Origin of the sequence: Oceanobacillus jordanicus (genome assembly GCF_022095695.1) — a bacterium.
Taxonomy (GTDB): Bacteria; Bacillota; Bacilli; order Bacillales; family Amphibacillaceae; genus Oceanobacillus_B; species Oceanobacillus_B jordanicus.
In genome coordinates this window covers 61,714-78,055 of the sequence record NZ_JAIFZM010000008.1, presented here as the reverse complement: position 1 = coordinate 78,055, position 16,342 = coordinate 61,714, and the positions used below count along the sequence as shown (strand labels likewise).

Here is a 16,342-nt window from a genome sequence, read left to right as displayed (position 1 = left end):
GAAAATTTTGATGGGAAAGACATCTAATAGGAGGTTATAAAATGGCTAAAGAAATGCCGGAAATGGAAGAGTATAAATATGGCTTTCATGACAAAGACGTTTCGGTTTTCCGTTCTGGAAAAGGACTGACCCGTGAAATCGTGGAAGAAATCTCCAACATGAAAGAAGAGCCTCAGTGGATGCTTGACTACCGCTTAAAAGCGTTAGAGCATTTTTACAAAATGCCAATGCCACAGTGGGGCGGAGATTTGTCAGAACTTAACTTTGATGAAATTGTGTATTATGTAAAGCCTTCAGAAAGACAAGGTAGAACATGGGATGAGGTACCAGAAGAAATCAAGCAAACTTTTGATAAATTAGGTATTCCTGAAGCAGAACAAAAGTACCTTGCAGGAGTTTCTGCACAGTATGAATCAGAGGTAGTATACCACAGCCTTAAAGAAGATCTTGAAGAAATGGGTATCGTGTTTAAAGATACAGATACAGCACTTAAAGAAAACGAAGATCTTTTTAAAGAGTACTTTGGAAAAGTAATACCGTACACGGATAATAAATTCTCTGCATTGAACTCGGCTGTATGGTCTGGAGGATCTTTCATTTATGTACCAAAAGGTGTACAGACAAGCACTCCATTGCAAGCATATTTCCGAATTAATTCAGAGAATATGGGGCAATTTGAGCGTACGCTGATCATCGTTGACGAAGGGGCTTCTGTGCACTATGTTGAAGGTTGTACAGCGCCTGTTTATACAACGAACTCCTTGCACAGTGCAGTAGTTGAAATCTTCGTCAAAAAAGATGGATACTGCCGTTATACAACGATTCAGAACTGGGCAAACAATGTCTATAACCTTGTAACGAAGCGTGCTACTTGTGGTGCGAATGCTACAATGGAATGGATTGATGGAAACATTGGTTCTAAGCTGACAATGAAATACCCAGCAGTTCTTTTAACAGGTGAAGGGGCAAGAGGTATGACGTTGTCCATCGCTATAGCTGGTAAAGGCCAGCACCAGGATGCTGGTGCAAAAATGCATCACCTGGCACCAAACACGTCATCATCGATTGTATCGAAATCTATTTCCAAACATGGTGGGAAAGTATCTTATCGCGGTATTGTACATTTTGGACGCAAGGCAGATGGTGCGCGCTCCAACATTGAGTGTGATACCTTAATTATGGATAACGAATCCACTTCGGATACAATTCCATACAATGAAATTAATAATGATAACATCTCACTAGAGCATGAAGCGAAAGTTTCTAAAGTTTCCGAAGAGCAACTGTTCTATCTAATGAGCAGAGGCTTGAGCGAGGAAGAAGCTACTGAGATGATTGTTATGGGCTTCATCGAGCCATTTACAAAAGAACTACCAATGGAATACGCAGTAGAAATGAACCGTCTAATCAAATTTGAGATGGAAGGTTCAATCGGCTAATATAAATAAACCCGCCACAACCATCGTTGTGGTGGTTTTTTTAATACTAGTTTGTACCGAATTTTCATTTTAATTGTAGTTAAGTGCATGAAAACGAACAAATCAAAACATTCTGTATTTTGCAAGTAAAGTATATAAGATAGTAATGAAAAAACACACAAACTTGCCAGCCTGAATAATGATTTATCAATTCGCAAACATTTGATAGAATTGGTTTCAGGCATTGTCAGCATTCCTTATCAACCTCAACTGATTTGCACCAATTACAGTAGAGGAAAGTTTAGTGGCTGGCAAGCCTATTTTATTAATAGCTTTTGCGTTGGAGCATTATGTACTTTCATGCTGCACTACTATGTATTTTTATTTTTCCAGATAGACTATCCGCTTAACTTGATTATGCATTCAAGTTACTAGCAAAAGGCTGGTGAGATACAGAGAAGTTATTTATAGCAAAGGGGTTGCTTTTTGCACAGCCAGTGAAAAATAATACCCATCCCATATTCGGGATGGGTATTATTGCCAATACAAATACTTTTATTATGTTGCGGATGGCATTATGGTGCATTCTCTGGTCTAATATTACCGTTAATAGGGTTTATTTTAATAGGTAAATGCCACTGACTTTTTCAACGGTCTTTTCCATGACGTTTGAATTAATAGCATATGGATGATCATTAATAGAAATTTTCTATTACTGTACAAAGAGAAAATAATCTTGAATCTAGTTGTAGCAATTTTAAGTGGGAGAGTTGTATATGGTATTATAAACACAATACTTTTTAGTTTTACTGTTAATGCATTTAGTTGGACATTAAATTTATTCCCGGCACATTATAGATTGCTCTTCCGGCTCTTATACCACTTGTAGTTCTTTCTTAAAAAAGCTAAACTAACTGAAATAAACTAAAAAGACTGTAGTAGCTTATTATTATTTTATGAAGGATGAAAGTTAATGGAGATTACACTCGATCGTTCAATTAAGAAGCCTATTTATAAACAAATTGCAGAACAAATTGAGAAGGGGATTATTTCTGGGGAGTTACCTTCAGACCATCCTTTGCCCCCTGAACGTAAGTTGTCCAAAAAATTAAATGTCAACCGAAGTACAATCGTAACTGCTTATGACGAATTACAATCTATCGGATTAGTAGTCAGGAAAAAAGGAAGTGGAACCTATATAAGTACGAATATATGGGGATTATCACACAAACGAATTCCAAACTGGGAGAGATACGTTGAAGATGGTTCTTTCTTTCCAAATCTCCCCTTAGTTCAGAAACTTCGTAATGAAACTCAGAAAAATAAGATGATTAATTTAGCTAGTGGGGAACTTTCGCCAGAATTACTTCCAAGTGATCAATTGACTTCTATACTAAAGGAGAATCCTTTCCATGAACATTTAGGGTACGACCATCCACTTGGCAACGAGGGTTTGCGAGAAACAATTAGTAAACATGTAGAAACATATAAAAAAATGGTCGTCAGGCCAGAGTCCATACTAATAACATCAGGTGCGCAACAAGCTATACATCTTATTGTTCAATGCTTATTAAAACCCGGAGATACAGTAGCTATCGAAAATCCATCTTATTCGTTCTCTTTACCTGTCTTTCAATCAGCTGGACTTAGAACTTTATTATTACCCATTGATGAATATGGTGTAAATCCTGAGGATATTATTTCTCTACAAAAAAAGCATCGGATTCGAATGCTCTTTTTGAATCCTGATTTTCAGAATCCTACGGGAACCAAAATGTCTCTAGAACGTCGAAAGAGAATATTAGAATTATCATCAGAATATGGTTTTCCTATAATAGAGGATGACCCTTATAGTTTAACCTCATTCGAAGGTGAAATCGGACCGACGTTAAAATCTATGGATAAAAGTGGGAACGTCCTGTATATTAGTTCGCTGTCTAAAGTTGTCGCATCAGGGTTGCGTATTGGTTGGGTTATCGGTCCACATAAAGTAATTGAACGTCTATCGGATGGAAAACAACAAGTAGACTTTGGACATAGTATCTTTCCTCAATGGATTGCGGGTCAATTTCTAGGTTCATCTCAGTTTGACCAACATATTTTGGATTTAAGAAAACAATTGAAAGAACGTAGAAATGTGTTGGTATCAGCGCTAGAAATTTTAGCAAAAAATGAAACGAATTTTTTCATCCCACAAGGGGGCATTCATTTATGGTGCAAGATTAAACAAGAAATAGATGAGTATAAATTACTTGAGGAATCAATGAAAAATGGAGTAGCATTCGTTCCAGGAAATATAATGGGTTCAAAGATGGGGTTCGTAAGATTTACATATGGCAGAGGGGATAAACAATCAATAAAAGAAGGCGTTTGTAGGTTTGTTCGTGCACTGCAAAGTTTTGATAGGCAGTAATGGAATCTTAATAAGAATAATTTTAAGGATGACTTTTGAAGTCCATCCAATTGTTATTTTTATATTTGATGGATGGATAAACTTGTAAAGAATGAGTTAAATAATACAGGTTAACATAATGAGGTAATAAATCCGTAGTTTATTAAAATCAAAACGGAAATGTTAAACCAGTAAACTATGTAATTAAATTGGGCCTAGTATTCCCCGATTAATGTTTATGTTAAATAATTGGATGGGATAATTATTACTAATTTGGATGGACTATTTTAAAAAATATCCGGTAAAATTATATACAGGGGAATTCAAATAGGGAAGCTTATAAAATCCAGAAAGTCAAAAGTGAATTTTATAGAAATGCTGTAAATTGGAAGATCAACAATCAAATATTAACATAAGTTGCGTTTGTGGACTGAGGGGAGGGTTTTTAACTTTTCTTCCATTTAACTCAAGGATCTAATGACCAAGGATCAGAGAAAGCTTTCTACATACATTATAGTGTTTCGCTCTAGGGGAAGCTAAACTAAAAAATGGGTGCGCTGTTTTATTCGTTAAATGGATGGGTCTACTTTTATCCTTGTTTTTTTAGATAATGTAGGCAAAATACTGGATTATGTGAGTTGATAGTTAATAAGAAGTCAAGAGGTGTTTTTATTGAAACTAGCTATAACATTAGTAGTTATTACTACGCTAATAGGTCTCGTTTTAACAATATTACAAATTGGGAAAAGTGACTCCGACTATGATAGTAAATCGAAAAAGAACGTAAAAAGACTTACATTAATTTATGTCGTAACTATTTTGGCATCCCTAATTGCATTGGCTATATTTGTATTTAATTATACTTCTTAAAATTAATTTAGAAATGAGTCGGAGTATTGTTAGCATGAATTTTTCTATAAAGAAGTGCTAAAGTAGTATCAAATGATAATGAACTAAGTAAAGGTCTAGTATTCTTTGAATATGTTTATGACGAGTTGCTCAATAACGGGCTTGCACCCGGAATAATATGAGATATAGGTTATAAGTTAACTTGTACCTATATTTAAATCTTAAATTAGATTTGGTTTTTCTAAAGGAGTTGATAAGAAATGACATGGACAACTGTTCTTGTTATAGTGGGTGGTATAATTTTAAAACTTTTAACGAGCCCTCCAAGTGCACTTGTGGGATGGTTATTAAGTAAATTTGAGCTTCATCCAAAACTTGAATCAAATGATATTACAGTAGCAATCAACGGGAAACACTTACAAGAAGAAGAAAAAAATAGGTTTACTGACTATTTTAATGAAGCCCATTTTTTGAAGAGTAACCATATATTCCCTGGGAATGAAGAATTGTTTCTGCATCCAGAGACAAATGTAATTCCATTTATCATTAATGTAAAAATTAGAAAAAGAGAAATGAATTTATATGTTTATTGTTATGATGACCAAGTTGATGTAGTCAAGCAATGGAAGAAGAAAGTTACTTCTTATAGTCTTAGATCTGAGTATCTTCAAAAATTAACTAGTTCAAAAAGTATAAATGAACAGGCAGCTTCCTCTATTTGAATTTGCACATTAGTTTAAAGCACTTACTATTTATTGAACAGTATATTAATATCCTTAAATAATGCTAATACATAATTTATCACATTCTGCACTAGCATTAGAAATAAATATATTTAATATTTATTTCTAGATGGTCTTTAGTCGTCTAAAAATAGGCTCGGTTTCATGAAATATAAAATGAAGATGCTGGGCCGGTGTCAAACGTGTAATAAATTTTGTTGTTTTTACACTTAATGATAAATTAAACCGAATATTCTTGAGGCTCAACTAGTTGACTTTTCAGGTCTTTGTCTTGGTTTAATTTAAAGTTTGATCAGAATGAATTTTCTCTTAAAGGAAGGAGGTATTTAAATAAAAATTCAAGCTATGATAACAACTCCCGAAGAGGATTTTCAAAAACAAATTTTAATTTAACTGAGCTAAAAGCTAACGAAGTATTAGTTCATCCTGTTGCTTTTAGTGTTTAATGCTGTGACATTTATGAGACTAACGTGTGACTAAAAACTAGCAAAAACATTTATTGACACATTTACTTAAAATTCAGTTGTCATTTCTTTTATAATCGAAGGGTGCTTGTCCCCCAACAGATTGAAAAGGTATAATTACGTTTGAAAACTGTTATTAAAAAAGCAATTAACATAAAGATTTGGAATAGGTTCGAAATAAGATGAAATTCTAAAAAAACCCCGGTGCTAATTTAAAATGTACCCTATAGAGTAGACACTTAAAAAAAGTCTACCTATAGGGTATTTTTTTGTATAATAACAAATAGACAACTAGTAGAAATCGGGGAAAATATCATGACTAAAAAAACATTCACAGAGAAAGAAATCAAACAATTATCGATTAATCCTTTTGTGAAAGCTGTAAGTGCTAAGGGAATTACCTACACAGATGAATTTAAACGCCTATTTATCGCTGAGAAGGAGAAAAGCAAATTCTCTAGACAGATCTTTGAAGAGGCTGGATTTGATACAAATATAATTGGTATGACACGCATTCATGCTGCTAGTAAGAGATGGAATGCCGCGTATAAAACGAACGGAGTTTTAGGGCTCAGTGACACAAGGAAGGGCAGTTCCGGGAGACCTAGAGAACGGGAGTTATCCCTTGGGGATAAGAATGCTCGACTAGAAGCTCAAATCAACCTGCTTAAGGCGGAAAATGAACTGCTAAAAAAGATTCGCTTCTCGGAAAGGGGGCTAAAGAAGTAGTCCTCTCCCCAAGTCAAAAGTTCATTCTCATTCGTTCCGTAATAGAGAAATATAAGCTCAAAAAAATGGTGAGATACCTTTGTGGGGTCGCTGGAGTTTCCAGAAGTGCCTATTATAAATACTACTCTCCCGAGTCTCAAGAGCGTAGAAAACAAAGAGAAGCAAGGGATGAAGAACTGAAAGAAATCATCTTGAAAGCATTCCGTCATAAGAATCGCAAGAAAGGGGCGCGTCAAATCAAAATGACTTTGGCGGGTCAATTTAAGATTGTCTTTAACTTGAAAAGAATTCGAAGAATTATGAAGAAGTATAACATCGTTTGCCCCTTCCGGAGGGCGAATCCATATAGGCGTCTTATGAAGGCCACCCAGGAACATTCAGTAGTCCCTAACCTCCTGGAGCGCCAATTCAATCAGGGTAAACCCGGGAAAGTACTGTTAACAGACATCACCTATTTGAACTATGGAAAAAGTTCCAGAGCTTATTTATCTATGATATTGGATGGCTCCAGCGGTGAAGCTCTTGCTTACCATGTGTCTGACAGAATTACTATTGAATTGGCCACAGATACCATCAAAAAACTAAAGAAAAACAAAAGGTTTAAAAAACATAAAGATTCACTCATCCATTCGGATCAAGGGGTTCACTATACCCATCCTCAATTTCAGAAAATGGTTAAAAAACTTGGAATCAGGCAATCAATGTCCCGAAGGGGCAACTGTTGGGATAACGCCCCCATTGAATCTTTCTTTGGACACCTGAAAGACGAAACCTCTATTAAATTCTGACACTAGAGGAAGTACAAAAGGAAATCAAGCAATACATAACTTACTATAACCACCATAGATATCAATGGAATCGAAAAAAGATGACCCCTGTTCAATACAGAGATCATCTTTTAGAAGCAGCTTAGGCTTTTTTAAAATGTCCTTTACAAAGGGTACACTTTAATTATAGCGTCAGGGTTTTTTTAATATCTGCCTATAAAGGTTTACCCTGTAATAATCTCTTCACCCGGGTACTTTATTTTCGTTCTAGCTGGCTTCGCAATTGAAAAGGCTAACGTCAATGGGCCAATTTTTCCAAGGAACATAACAAGGATAATAACAATTTTTCCTGGAATTGTTAATGATCCAGTCAACCCCATGGAAAGTCCAACTGTGCCAAATGCAGAAGTCACCTCGAATAAAATGGCTATAAAGGGACTATTTTCTGTTATAGATAAAATAAAGACACCTACGACCAAAAACAACATGCCCAAGAAGGTAATCGCAAGTGCACGCAGTATAATGGATTGTTTAATAGCTCTTTTACTAATCACTAACTCTTCTTTTCCTTTTAGAAAAGAGATAACAGAAAATAAGATAACAATAAAGGAAGTTAGTTTTATTCCCCCCGCTGTGGAAGCACTTCCAGCTCCAATAAACATTAAAAGAATAATAAAGAATATCGTTGGCTCTCTTAAGCTAGCAGTATCTAATGAATTAAAGCCAGCAGTACGTGGTGTGACCCCTTGAAAGTAAGATGCCCATAATTTATCACTTAAAGTTGTGAGACTACCCAATGTATCTGGGTTTGTATACTCAAGTAAAAATACAATAAACATGGCAGCTACATTTACAAGAAGTGTCCCAACGATCATTAGTTTTGTATGTAGGGCTAGTTTTTTAAAACGCTTCGTTTTCCAAATATCGACTAAGACAGTAAAGCCTATCCCACCAAGAATAAATAAAGAGGTTATGGCAATATTTATGATTGGATTTCCAACATAGTTCATCAGGCTATCCTGCCATAGTGCAAACCCTGCATTATTAAAAGCTGATATAGAATGAAATAAGCTGTAATAAATTCCCTTTAACAAGCCAAAGTCTGGAACCCAGGTAAAAGATAATAATATAGCACCCATTAATTCAATTGTAATTGAAAAAATAAATAAATACTTTATGAGTCTGATGATTCCTCCAAATGAGTTCTGGTTGAGTGATTGCTGTACCACTAGCCTTTTCTTTATACCTATTTTCTTTCCTAGAATCATAGCGATTAACACAGCAAACGACATGATTCCAAGACCGCCGAGTTGGATTAAAATTAAAATAATCAGTTGGCCAAACAAGGTAAACGATTGCCCCGTATCTACTACAGCTAAGCCAGTAACAGTCATAGCTGAAGTAGAAGTGAAAAATGCATTGATCCAGCTAATTGATCCTACTGTGGCAAATGGTAACTTAAGCAATATACTACCTAAAATTATGGAAATAACAAATACAATAAGTAAAAGTTGAGGGGGTGTACATTTAATACGTAATCTCACATTAAACTCCTACCTTCTCCAAACTTAATAACATTCCAATACGTATTGCTAAATAACGAGACTCATAGAGAAAATGTAACAGTTAAACTCTGTTCTAATTTGTCGTCTTCTCAAGAAATAAAAATATCTAAGAAAGAATTTGCAGTTGGAAGTAAAGCTTCTCATTTGCATTGCAACTGAAAAACAGTAAATACTCAAGTGAAATCATTATCGATAAAAGGTGTGTATGAAATTAAGCTTAAATTACTCCTATTTTGTTACAAAGTCAATAACATTTTAACTACTGGTTTAAACGGTTTAAAACTGTCAGTACACTATTTAAGTAAGATTATTTACAGGCTTCCTCATTGGGAAAACCCTTCTTTTCGTGCTAGTATTAAAGGATAATATAAGAGATAGTAGTGATTATAAATGGTATTTTTACTTTGCATCTTAATTGGGATTATTACAGCTTTTATCGGTGCGTTAATGGGATTAGGGGGAGGCGTAGTACTAATACCGAGTCTCCTATTTTTAGCACAGATTTCCGAGGCATTTTCCTGGGTGACCCCCCAGTCAGTTGTGGGTATTTCCTTAATTGCAATGGTCTTTACAGCATTATCTTCCACAATTGCTTATTTAAAGAGTGGAAGGGTAGATTATAAGACGGGTCTATTATTTTTAGTGGGAAGTGTTCCCGGAGGTATGATTGGTTCATGGTTGAATCAGTATATAGAAACAGACAACTTTTTACTTTACTTTGGTTTATTAATAATTGTTGTCTCTATGCTGTTCCTCCTAAAAAGGGATCCGAGCCAGCCGAAGACATTGCAAGGTAAACAGAGCCGACGGATGGAACTTAATGGAGAGGTTTATACCTATCATGTCCCTATATGGACTGCCTTTTTTGTGTCACTAGTAGTTGGTACCTTATCCGGTTTATTCGGGATAGGTGGGGGCTCGATTATGGTTCCTGTAATGATTTTGCTATTCGGCATGCCAGCACATATCGCAATTGCAACTTCCATGTTTATGATTTTCTTTGTGAGTATTATCGGGGCAGGATCCCATATTACATTGGGCCATATCGTCTGGGAATATGCCTTTTTGTTTATACCAGGTGCCTGGATTGGTGGCAAGCTCGGAGCAAAAGTGAATCAGCTTCTAACAGGGAAGGTACTGGAAGGGATTTTACGTATTGTGCTGATTGTAATTGGTATCCGAATGATCTATCAAGGGCTTATGTGAGGAGAATGAGTAATGCAAGAACAACTTCATTTATTTTATACAAATGATTTACATAGTAATTTTGAACAATGGCCACGAGTGGTTTCTTATCTAAAAGAAGCAAAAGCGAGCAGTTCGACGGAAAACGACTCGACTTGGGTAGTAGATATTGGGGACCATATGGACCGCGTGCATCCCATTTCCGAAGCTTTTATGGGCAAGGCAAATGTTGAGCTTTTAAATGATGCCGGCTATGACGTCGTGACAATGGGAAACAACGAAGGGATTACCTTGTCCCATCAAGATTTATTTCATCTTTATGATGAAGCAGAATTTGAAGTGGTCTGTGCTAACTTACACAGTCTCAAAGGACAAGAGCCAAAGTGGCTGAAGCCCACTACTACAATCAAGTCAGTTAACGGAATAAAGGCAGGATTTATTGGACTAACGGCTCCATTTAATGCCTTTTATGAACTATTAGATTGGCATGTATCTCCGCATTTTGACATGCTTAAAGCTTGTATTGAGGAGCTAAAAGATTCCACAGACATCATTATTTTGTTATCCCATTTGGGGCTTAGTGAGGACCAAGAGATTGCCCGTAGGTTTGAAGATATTGATGTAATTATTGGAGGCCATACACACCATTTGTTAAGAACAGGGGAACATATTAATAATGCCGTCATTACAGCTGCTGGAAAACATTGCAGTTTTATTGGGGAAGTCATTTTAACGTGGGATCATGACAATGGAAAATTAATCTCTAAAGAAGCCTATGCAACAGACATATCACGCCAGCCTAAAGACTTGCAAACAGAACAAAAACTGCAGCTATTAACAGAAAAGGCTGATTCCATTCTTGGTGAAACTGTGGTTCATTTGGAAAGGTCTATTGATGTGCAGTGGTTTAAACATACTAAGATTATGCAGGAATTAACTGAAACGATAAAAAATTGGACAAGCGCAGATATTGCCATGCTAAATTCAGGTCTACTTCTAGATCAGTTACCTGCGGGGGATATTAGCTACGGTGACATTCATCGAGTCTGTCCTCATCCCATTAATGCCTGTGTGGTAGAGGTGACAGGTAATGAATTAACAGAAGTAGTTAGAGCATGCTTAAAAAAAGATTTTACTGAACTTAAGCTAAAAGGGTTCGGCTTTCGAGGAGAAGTACTGGGCAGGATGGTATTTGCTGGTTTGCATGTCCAGACAGCATTTCATGATAATGGCGAGGAATTTGTAAAGGAAGTAAATCTTCCTGATGGAGAGGCGCTGAAATCAGATGTCACGTACAGGGTAGCCACTGCGGATACTTTTACATTTGGTCGTCTTCTGCCAGAAGTAGCTAAATCTGAAGTGAAGGACTATTTTCTTCCCGAGTTTCTAAGGGATCACCTTGCCACAACATTAAAAGAGAAGTTCTCGAAAAGTTAAAACGTTGAGGAAACTCTCTACTTGATGTCGAGAGTACATTTGCCGGGAGCGGGGAATGTGTGAGTAGCAGAGTATCGGTCATGATCGAGAACATATCGGCTGAGAGCGGTAGGTTATCGCCAGTGAATGAGAGAACATCGGCTGAGAATGAAGTTTTATCGCTCATGAGCGAGGAGATATCAGCTGAGAGAGGTAGAGGATCGCTTGTGAATGAGAAGACATCGGCTGAGAAAAGGGATTTATCGCTCTTGAGCATTAAGATCTCCCTGGCAGCGAGTGAGTATTGTGTCAAAGCCCCTTTGTTTTGCATACAAATGTAAGGACCAGATGAAGGAGGCTTTGCATAAATGATTACAATCAATCCTCTGGAAGTGGAAGGCATGCATTTTACTGCAATACGTGTTGAACTTCCAAAAACTAACTTGCTGATGATATCCAATGAGGTCGGTTATATTATGTGTGCTGCGCTGGATGTGGACGTATTAAATGAAAAGTTAAAAGATCGCAATGTGATCGCCGGAAGAGCAGTAGGTGTTCGTACGATAGACGACTTATTAAATGCACCTTTGGAAAAAATAACCGATGCATCTAGAGCTTATGGTTGGGAAGAAGGCATGATTGGTAAAGATGCCTTATTGAAGATATCCTGACAAAATGTCTTCCTCTTAGGGAGGCATTTTTTGTTTAATAAAAACGAAGGTGATACATGAACATAATTTTCCAAAACTAATAGCAATTTAGTCTTATTTTTGGTACTATTTTAGTGGGACTTATGTCGAATAAGGCCGAATTTTGTTAAAGCTTACATTTTCGTCATTTACTTTGTTGATAGGGGTTAGGAAAAAATATGAGAATTGCCAGCACAAAGAAAATACATGCAGGGACGATACTTGCCCAAACCATTTACAATGAAAATGGCGTGGTTTTAATTAAAAAAGGTATGCGTTTGACAGATAAGCTATTGCGAAGGCTTTTGAACAATGGCATTACATACATATACATTGAAGATGGCACAACGCCAGATATAGAAGTTAACCAGACTATTCCTGATGAGCTACGTCTTGAAGCAACCAATATGATTAAAGATACGTTTATCGAGCTAAAAAATGCTGGTTTAGGGCAACGCTCTTATATTCTGGATAGAAGGTCAAAGGAACTGACGAACGTAGTAGAACAGATTTTAAGCAACATACAACAAAATGAAAAATCCTTGTCGCTGTTGGCGGATATTTTTGTTTCTGATAACTATGTGTTTCAACATTCTTTAAATGTGACGATTTATTCGCTTGCTATTGGCGTTGAGTTAAACTATTCTACTAAGCAACTCACAGAAATTGGCGTAGGGGCCATGCTACATGATATTGGAAAAATGTTTATTGACCCAGCAATACTACAAAAGCCTGATAAGTTATCAGATGAAGAATTCGAAATTATTAAAGGGCATACGCAAGTGGGCTTTGATTACCTTCGTAAACACCAATACATGCCAACAGTAATCTCCCACTGTGCATATCAGCATCATGAAAGACTTGATGGATCTGGTTACCCGAGAGGCATACAAGGGGAAGAAATCCATACTTATGCAAAAGTAATTGGAATAGCGGATGTGTTTGATGCGGTAACAAGCTCACGAGTATATCGTGAAGCTATGCTGCCACATGAAGGGTTGGAAATTCTTTATGCTGGAGCAGTAAATTTATTTGATAAAGAAATGATTGAAGCGTTTAAGCGGAGTGTTGTTGCCTACCCAAATGGATTAACAATCGAATTAAGTGATGGCCGTATTGGTGTTGTGATAAGGCAAAACACTAATTTATGTGATCGTCCAGTTGTTCGAATTCTAGAAGAAAACGGAAATCCGACAGCTAGCCCATATGAAATTGATTTGGAACGTACTGTAAACGTTACAGTAAAAGATGTATTGGTAGATTAATATTTAATTCTAGCCCTTTTAATACAAGCATAAGTTTGTGTTAAGGGGGTTTTTTTACGTGAAATTTAGAAAACGCTATGGTACAAGTAGAGCAACACCTCCAGCAAAAACAGTTTTTCTCTTTACAATTGTATTATTTGGCCTGATGGTTTTACTTAGCATTGTAATTGTTGATAAAAAAATCACACCAGTGTTGATGGATATTGCAGTTGTCAAAACCGAAGAATTTGCAACAAGAACGATTAATGCGGCTGTAAAATCAACGGAAAATATTAGTTTTGATGATCTCATGGATGTAAGAATGGATAATAACGGAAACGTATCTCTTTTAGGTTGGAATTCTGTCGCTGTAAACAGAGCACTTCGCATTGCAACGAATAAGGCGGAGTACTTTCTTTATGGAATGAATAAAGGAGAAACCTTGGATATAAATGATCCTGAGCTTGACCCAATTGAATATGGGGATACACCAGGAGAATTAGCGAATCAGGACCCAACGGTGGTGGAAATTCCAATTGGCCAGGCAACAGGTAGTACAATTCTCTCTAATCTTGGTCCGAAAATCCCCGTGCACTTTGAAATTGTCGGCAGCATTCAGTCAGACGTTAAATATGAAGAAAGAGAAATTGGACTAAATGGTGCGTTAATCGAAATTTATATCCCTGTTTCTGTTAATGTACAAATAGTAGTTCCATTCACAACTGAAACGACCACAATTAGCACAAAGGTTTATGTTGATTCAAAAGTTATTATGGGAGATGTGCCAGAGTTTTATAATCGCGGTGGTGGGGATAGTAGTGGGGATGGTCCAAATATTTCCATTCCACGAAATGACTTGAATAACGACTAAGAGACTGGTAATATTAGATAAGGAAAATTTAATAAGTAAATCTTATCAGATCGGTGAGGTAGAGGAGCGGACAATATTAGTAATCAGCTGGAGAATGACAACGATGAAAGCTGGTGAAAGGGTTGTTTGCCGAAGCATAATAAGGGTCAAACTTATTTATAGCTGGTATATCTTTGAAAAGGGGATATACTGTCATGCATTGGTGTGCATGGAGCACTATTGATCGAAATGGAGGATAACGTATGTTGTAAAGCAATGATAGGTTATTTTCTGTCATTGCTTTTTTGTGCCTTTTTATAAACTGGTAATTAATTCCAGTGGCAGAACTTGACAATCGCGGTATTCATACATTTCCCTTTACTACCGACCAAAAAAATAACGGAGGTAACAGCATGGAAGGGACGATATTTTCACTCATACCGGCAATACTTATGCTTCTTCTTGTATTGCTAACACGAAATATTTATGTATCACTTGGAGTAGGAATTATAGTAGGGGCATTGTTTATTCATCATTTTTCTATTCTCGATTCCTTAAAAGAGATTGGCACAAGTTTTAGCAACATATTTTTTGCAGATGGGGCGCCAAATACTGGGAATCTTCTATTACTAGGTTTCCTATTATTGCTTGGTATTATGACTGCTTTTCTGCAAGCATCGGGAGGCAGTAGAGCATTTGGGCAATGGATGATCCATCGAATTAAAACACGTACTGGATCACAAGCCATGACAGGTGTACTCGGATTGATTATTTTTATTGATGATTATTTTAACAGTCTTGCAGTGGGACAAATAGCAAGACCATTAACTGATCGACATAAAGTATCTAGGGCGAAGCTTGCATATCTAATTGACTCTACTTCAGCTCCGGTTACCGTAATTTCCCCAATATCAAGCTGGGGTGCTTATATAATTGGAATAATTGGTGGATTGTTAGCAGCAAATGAGATTACCGATATTCGTCCATTAGAGGCTTTTATACAAATGATCCCATTAAACCTATACGCTTTGGGAGCTGTATTGCTCGTATTCATTGTGGCATATTTCAAGCTGGATATTGGACCAATGCGTACCCATGAAAAGCGTGCAATGGAAACAGGGGAGTTAGTTGACCCTGAACAGAAAAACGTACCAGGCGATCTTGGAAACAAAATTTCCGCACATACTAACGGGAGAATTTATCATCTGTTGGTTCCTATCATTGTATTAATTCTCGCAACCGTTTTAGCAATGATCTTTACAGGGGCAGCTGCATCAGGTTCTAATGTGACCATCTTAACCATTTTCTCTAATACTAATGTTAACTTATCGTTATTTGTTGGTGGGGTTGCTGCTGTGCTTACTGCTCTTTTGTTCCATCTTCAGCAAAGTAAACCAAGAGAAAATTTAGTTAAAGTAATCGTGGAAGGCTTGAAAACCATGCTTCCTGCTATCTATATTCTTGTTTTAGCTTGGATGATCGGTTCCATAATTGGAACGTTGGAGACAGGTCAGTACTTGGCTCAATTAGTAAATGACGCTTCTATAAGTTCGTCGATGCTGCCGCTATTATTCTTCCTGATCTCCGGATTTATGGCACTGGCAACTGGGACTTCATGGGGAACATTTGGCATCATGCTACCAATTGCAGCGGAGGTAGCGGCAGTAACAGATACAACAATGTTGTTACCATCTCTGGCAGCAGTGCTTGCCGGTTCAGTCTTCGGTGACCATTGTACACCAATTTCTGATACAACTATTCTTTCGTCTACAGGGGCGGGAAGCAACCATATTGATCATGTTCTAACACAGCTTCCATATGCTATCATTGTAGCCGTTGCTGCTAGTATTGGATATTTACTAATTGGGTTAATGAATCAAGTATGGCTTCCACTGTTGATCACACTCTTGATTATAATCTTAATTAGTATCTTCTTGAGTTTCCTATCCAAAACAGCTACTCAGAAAGAGTAATGGGAATTCGAGCAGTTTTCTAAAACGAAGAAATTCTTTATAAAATGTTTCCTTAATA

Annotated in this window: 11 protein-coding genes, 1 pseudogene and 1 riboswitch; of the genes and pseudogenes, 11 read left to right on the top strand and 1 reads right to left on the bottom strand. The window is 36.7% G+C overall.

Annotated elements, in window-relative coordinates; all coding sequences use genetic code 11:
* Positions 1 to 41: 41 nt before the first annotated feature.
* The 5 genes and pseudogenes from sufB (at position 42) to K3T81_RS10840 (ending at position 7,508) form a co-directional block, all read left to right on the top strand.
* Entirely contained in the window at positions 42 to 1,439 is a 1,398-nt protein-coding gene (gene sufB, locus K3T81_RS10860) for a Fe-S cluster assembly protein SufB (protein ID WP_238020041.1), read from the top strand.
* Between the two features lie 952 nt (positions 1,440 to 2,391).
* Positions 2,392 to 3,831 (top strand): MocR-like pyridoxine biosynthesis transcription factor PdxR, encoded by a 1,440-nt coding sequence (gene pdxR, locus K3T81_RS10855; protein ID WP_238020034.1) that lies wholly within the window; start codon positions 2,392 to 2,394, stop codon positions 3,829 to 3,831.
* Positions 3,832 to 4,482: 651 nt separating this feature from the next.
* The gene (locus K3T81_RS10850; RefSeq protein ID WP_238020032.1) at positions 4,483 to 4,680 is read left to right on the top strand and encodes a hypothetical protein; all 198 of its coding nucleotides are present in this window, start codon (positions 4,483 to 4,485) and stop codon (positions 4,678 to 4,680) included.
* Positions 4,681 to 4,919: 239 nt separating this feature from the next.
* Positions 4,920 to 5,381, top strand: a complete 462-nt coding sequence (locus tag K3T81_RS10845; RefSeq protein ID WP_238020030.1) for a YfmQ family protein — start codon at positions 4,920 to 4,922, stop codon at positions 5,379 to 5,381.
* An 800-nt stretch (positions 5,382 to 6,181) separates the two neighbouring features.
* Positions 6,182 to 7,508 (top strand): annotated as a pseudogene (locus K3T81_RS10840) (IS3 family transposase).
* Between the two features lie 78 nt (positions 7,509 to 7,586).
* Here K3T81_RS10840 and K3T81_RS10835 read toward each other — a convergent pair.
* Positions 7,587 to 8,906, bottom strand: coding sequence for a TrkH family potassium uptake protein (locus K3T81_RS10835; protein WP_238020028.1), 1,320 nt, complete (start codon positions 8,904 to 8,906; stop codon positions 7,587 to 7,589).
* Positions 8,907 to 9,317: 411 nt separating this feature from the next.
* Between K3T81_RS10835 and K3T81_RS10830 the strand changes: the two genes are divergently transcribed.
* The 6 genes from K3T81_RS10830 to K3T81_RS10805 all read left to right on the top strand — a co-directional run bounded on the left by K3T81_RS10830 (position 9,318) and on the right by K3T81_RS10805 (position 16,284).
* A complete protein-coding gene (locus K3T81_RS10830) occupies positions 9,318 to 10,133 on the top strand; it encodes a sulfite exporter TauE/SafE family protein (protein WP_238020026.1) in 816 nt (271 codons plus the stop codon).
* Between the two features lie 12 nt (positions 10,134 to 10,145).
* Positions 10,146 to 11,549 carry a bifunctional metallophosphatase/5'-nucleotidase gene (locus K3T81_RS10825; protein WP_238020024.1) on the top strand — a complete coding sequence of 468 codons (1,404 nt, stop codon included), beginning with the start codon at positions 10,146 to 10,148 and terminating at the stop codon, positions 11,547 to 11,549.
* A gap of 347 nt (positions 11,550 to 11,896) precedes the next feature.
* Positions 11,897 to 12,199 carry a YunC family protein gene (locus K3T81_RS10820; RefSeq protein WP_106897253.1) on the top strand — a complete coding sequence of 101 codons (303 nt, stop codon included), beginning with the start codon at positions 11,897 to 11,899 and terminating at the stop codon, positions 12,197 to 12,199.
* A gap of 197 nt (positions 12,200 to 12,396) precedes the next feature.
* Positions 12,397 to 13,482 carry an HD-GYP domain-containing protein gene (locus K3T81_RS10815; RefSeq protein ID WP_238020022.1) on the top strand — a complete coding sequence of 362 codons (1,086 nt, stop codon included), beginning with the start codon at positions 12,397 to 12,399 and terminating at the stop codon, positions 13,480 to 13,482.
* 58 nt (positions 13,483 to 13,540) lie between these two features.
* Complete coding sequence (gene yunB, locus K3T81_RS10810) at positions 13,541 to 14,332, top strand: sporulation protein YunB (RefSeq protein WP_238020020.1); 792 nt, start codon at positions 13,541 to 13,543, stop codon at positions 14,330 to 14,332.
* Between the two features lie 51 nt (positions 14,333 to 14,383).
* A riboswitch (Lysine riboswitch) is annotated at positions 14,384 to 14,559 on the top strand.
* A 165-nt stretch (positions 14,560 to 14,724) separates the two neighbouring features.
* Complete coding sequence (locus K3T81_RS10805) at positions 14,725 to 16,284, top strand: Na+/H+ antiporter NhaC family protein (RefSeq protein ID WP_106897251.1); 1,560 nt, start codon at positions 14,725 to 14,727, stop codon at positions 16,282 to 16,284.
* Positions 16,285 to 16,342: the final 58 nt, after the last annotated feature.

Excerpts from the sequence above, each read along its gene's own strand:
- K3T81_RS10820 (WP_106897253.1), top strand. The coding sequence starts at position 11,897 with ATGATTACAATCAATCCTCTGGAAGTGGAAGGCATGCATTTTACTGCA.
- pdxR (WP_238020034.1), top strand. The coding sequence starts at position 2,392 with ATGGAGATTACACTCGATCGTTCAATTAAGAAGCCTATTTATAAACAA.
- K3T81_RS10815 (WP_238020022.1), top strand. The coding sequence starts at position 12,397 with ATGAGAATTGCCAGCACAAAGAAAATACATGCAGGGACGATACTTGCC.
- K3T81_RS10845 (WP_238020030.1), top strand. The coding sequence starts at position 4,920 with ATGACATGGACAACTGTTCTTGTTATAGTGGGTGGTATAATTTTAAAA.
- K3T81_RS10830 (WP_238020026.1), top strand. The coding sequence starts at position 9,318 with ATGGTATTTTTACTTTGCATCTTAATTGGGATTATTACAGCTTTTATC.
- K3T81_RS10805 (WP_106897251.1), top strand. The coding sequence starts at position 14,725 with ATGGAAGGGACGATATTTTCACTCATACCGGCAATACTTATGCTTCTT.
- K3T81_RS10825 (WP_238020024.1), top strand. The coding sequence starts at position 10,146 with ATGCAAGAACAACTTCATTTATTTTATACAAATGATTTACATAGTAAT.
- sufB (WP_238020041.1), top strand. The coding sequence starts at position 42 with ATGGCTAAAGAAATGCCGGAAATGGAAGAGTATAAATATGGCTTTCAT.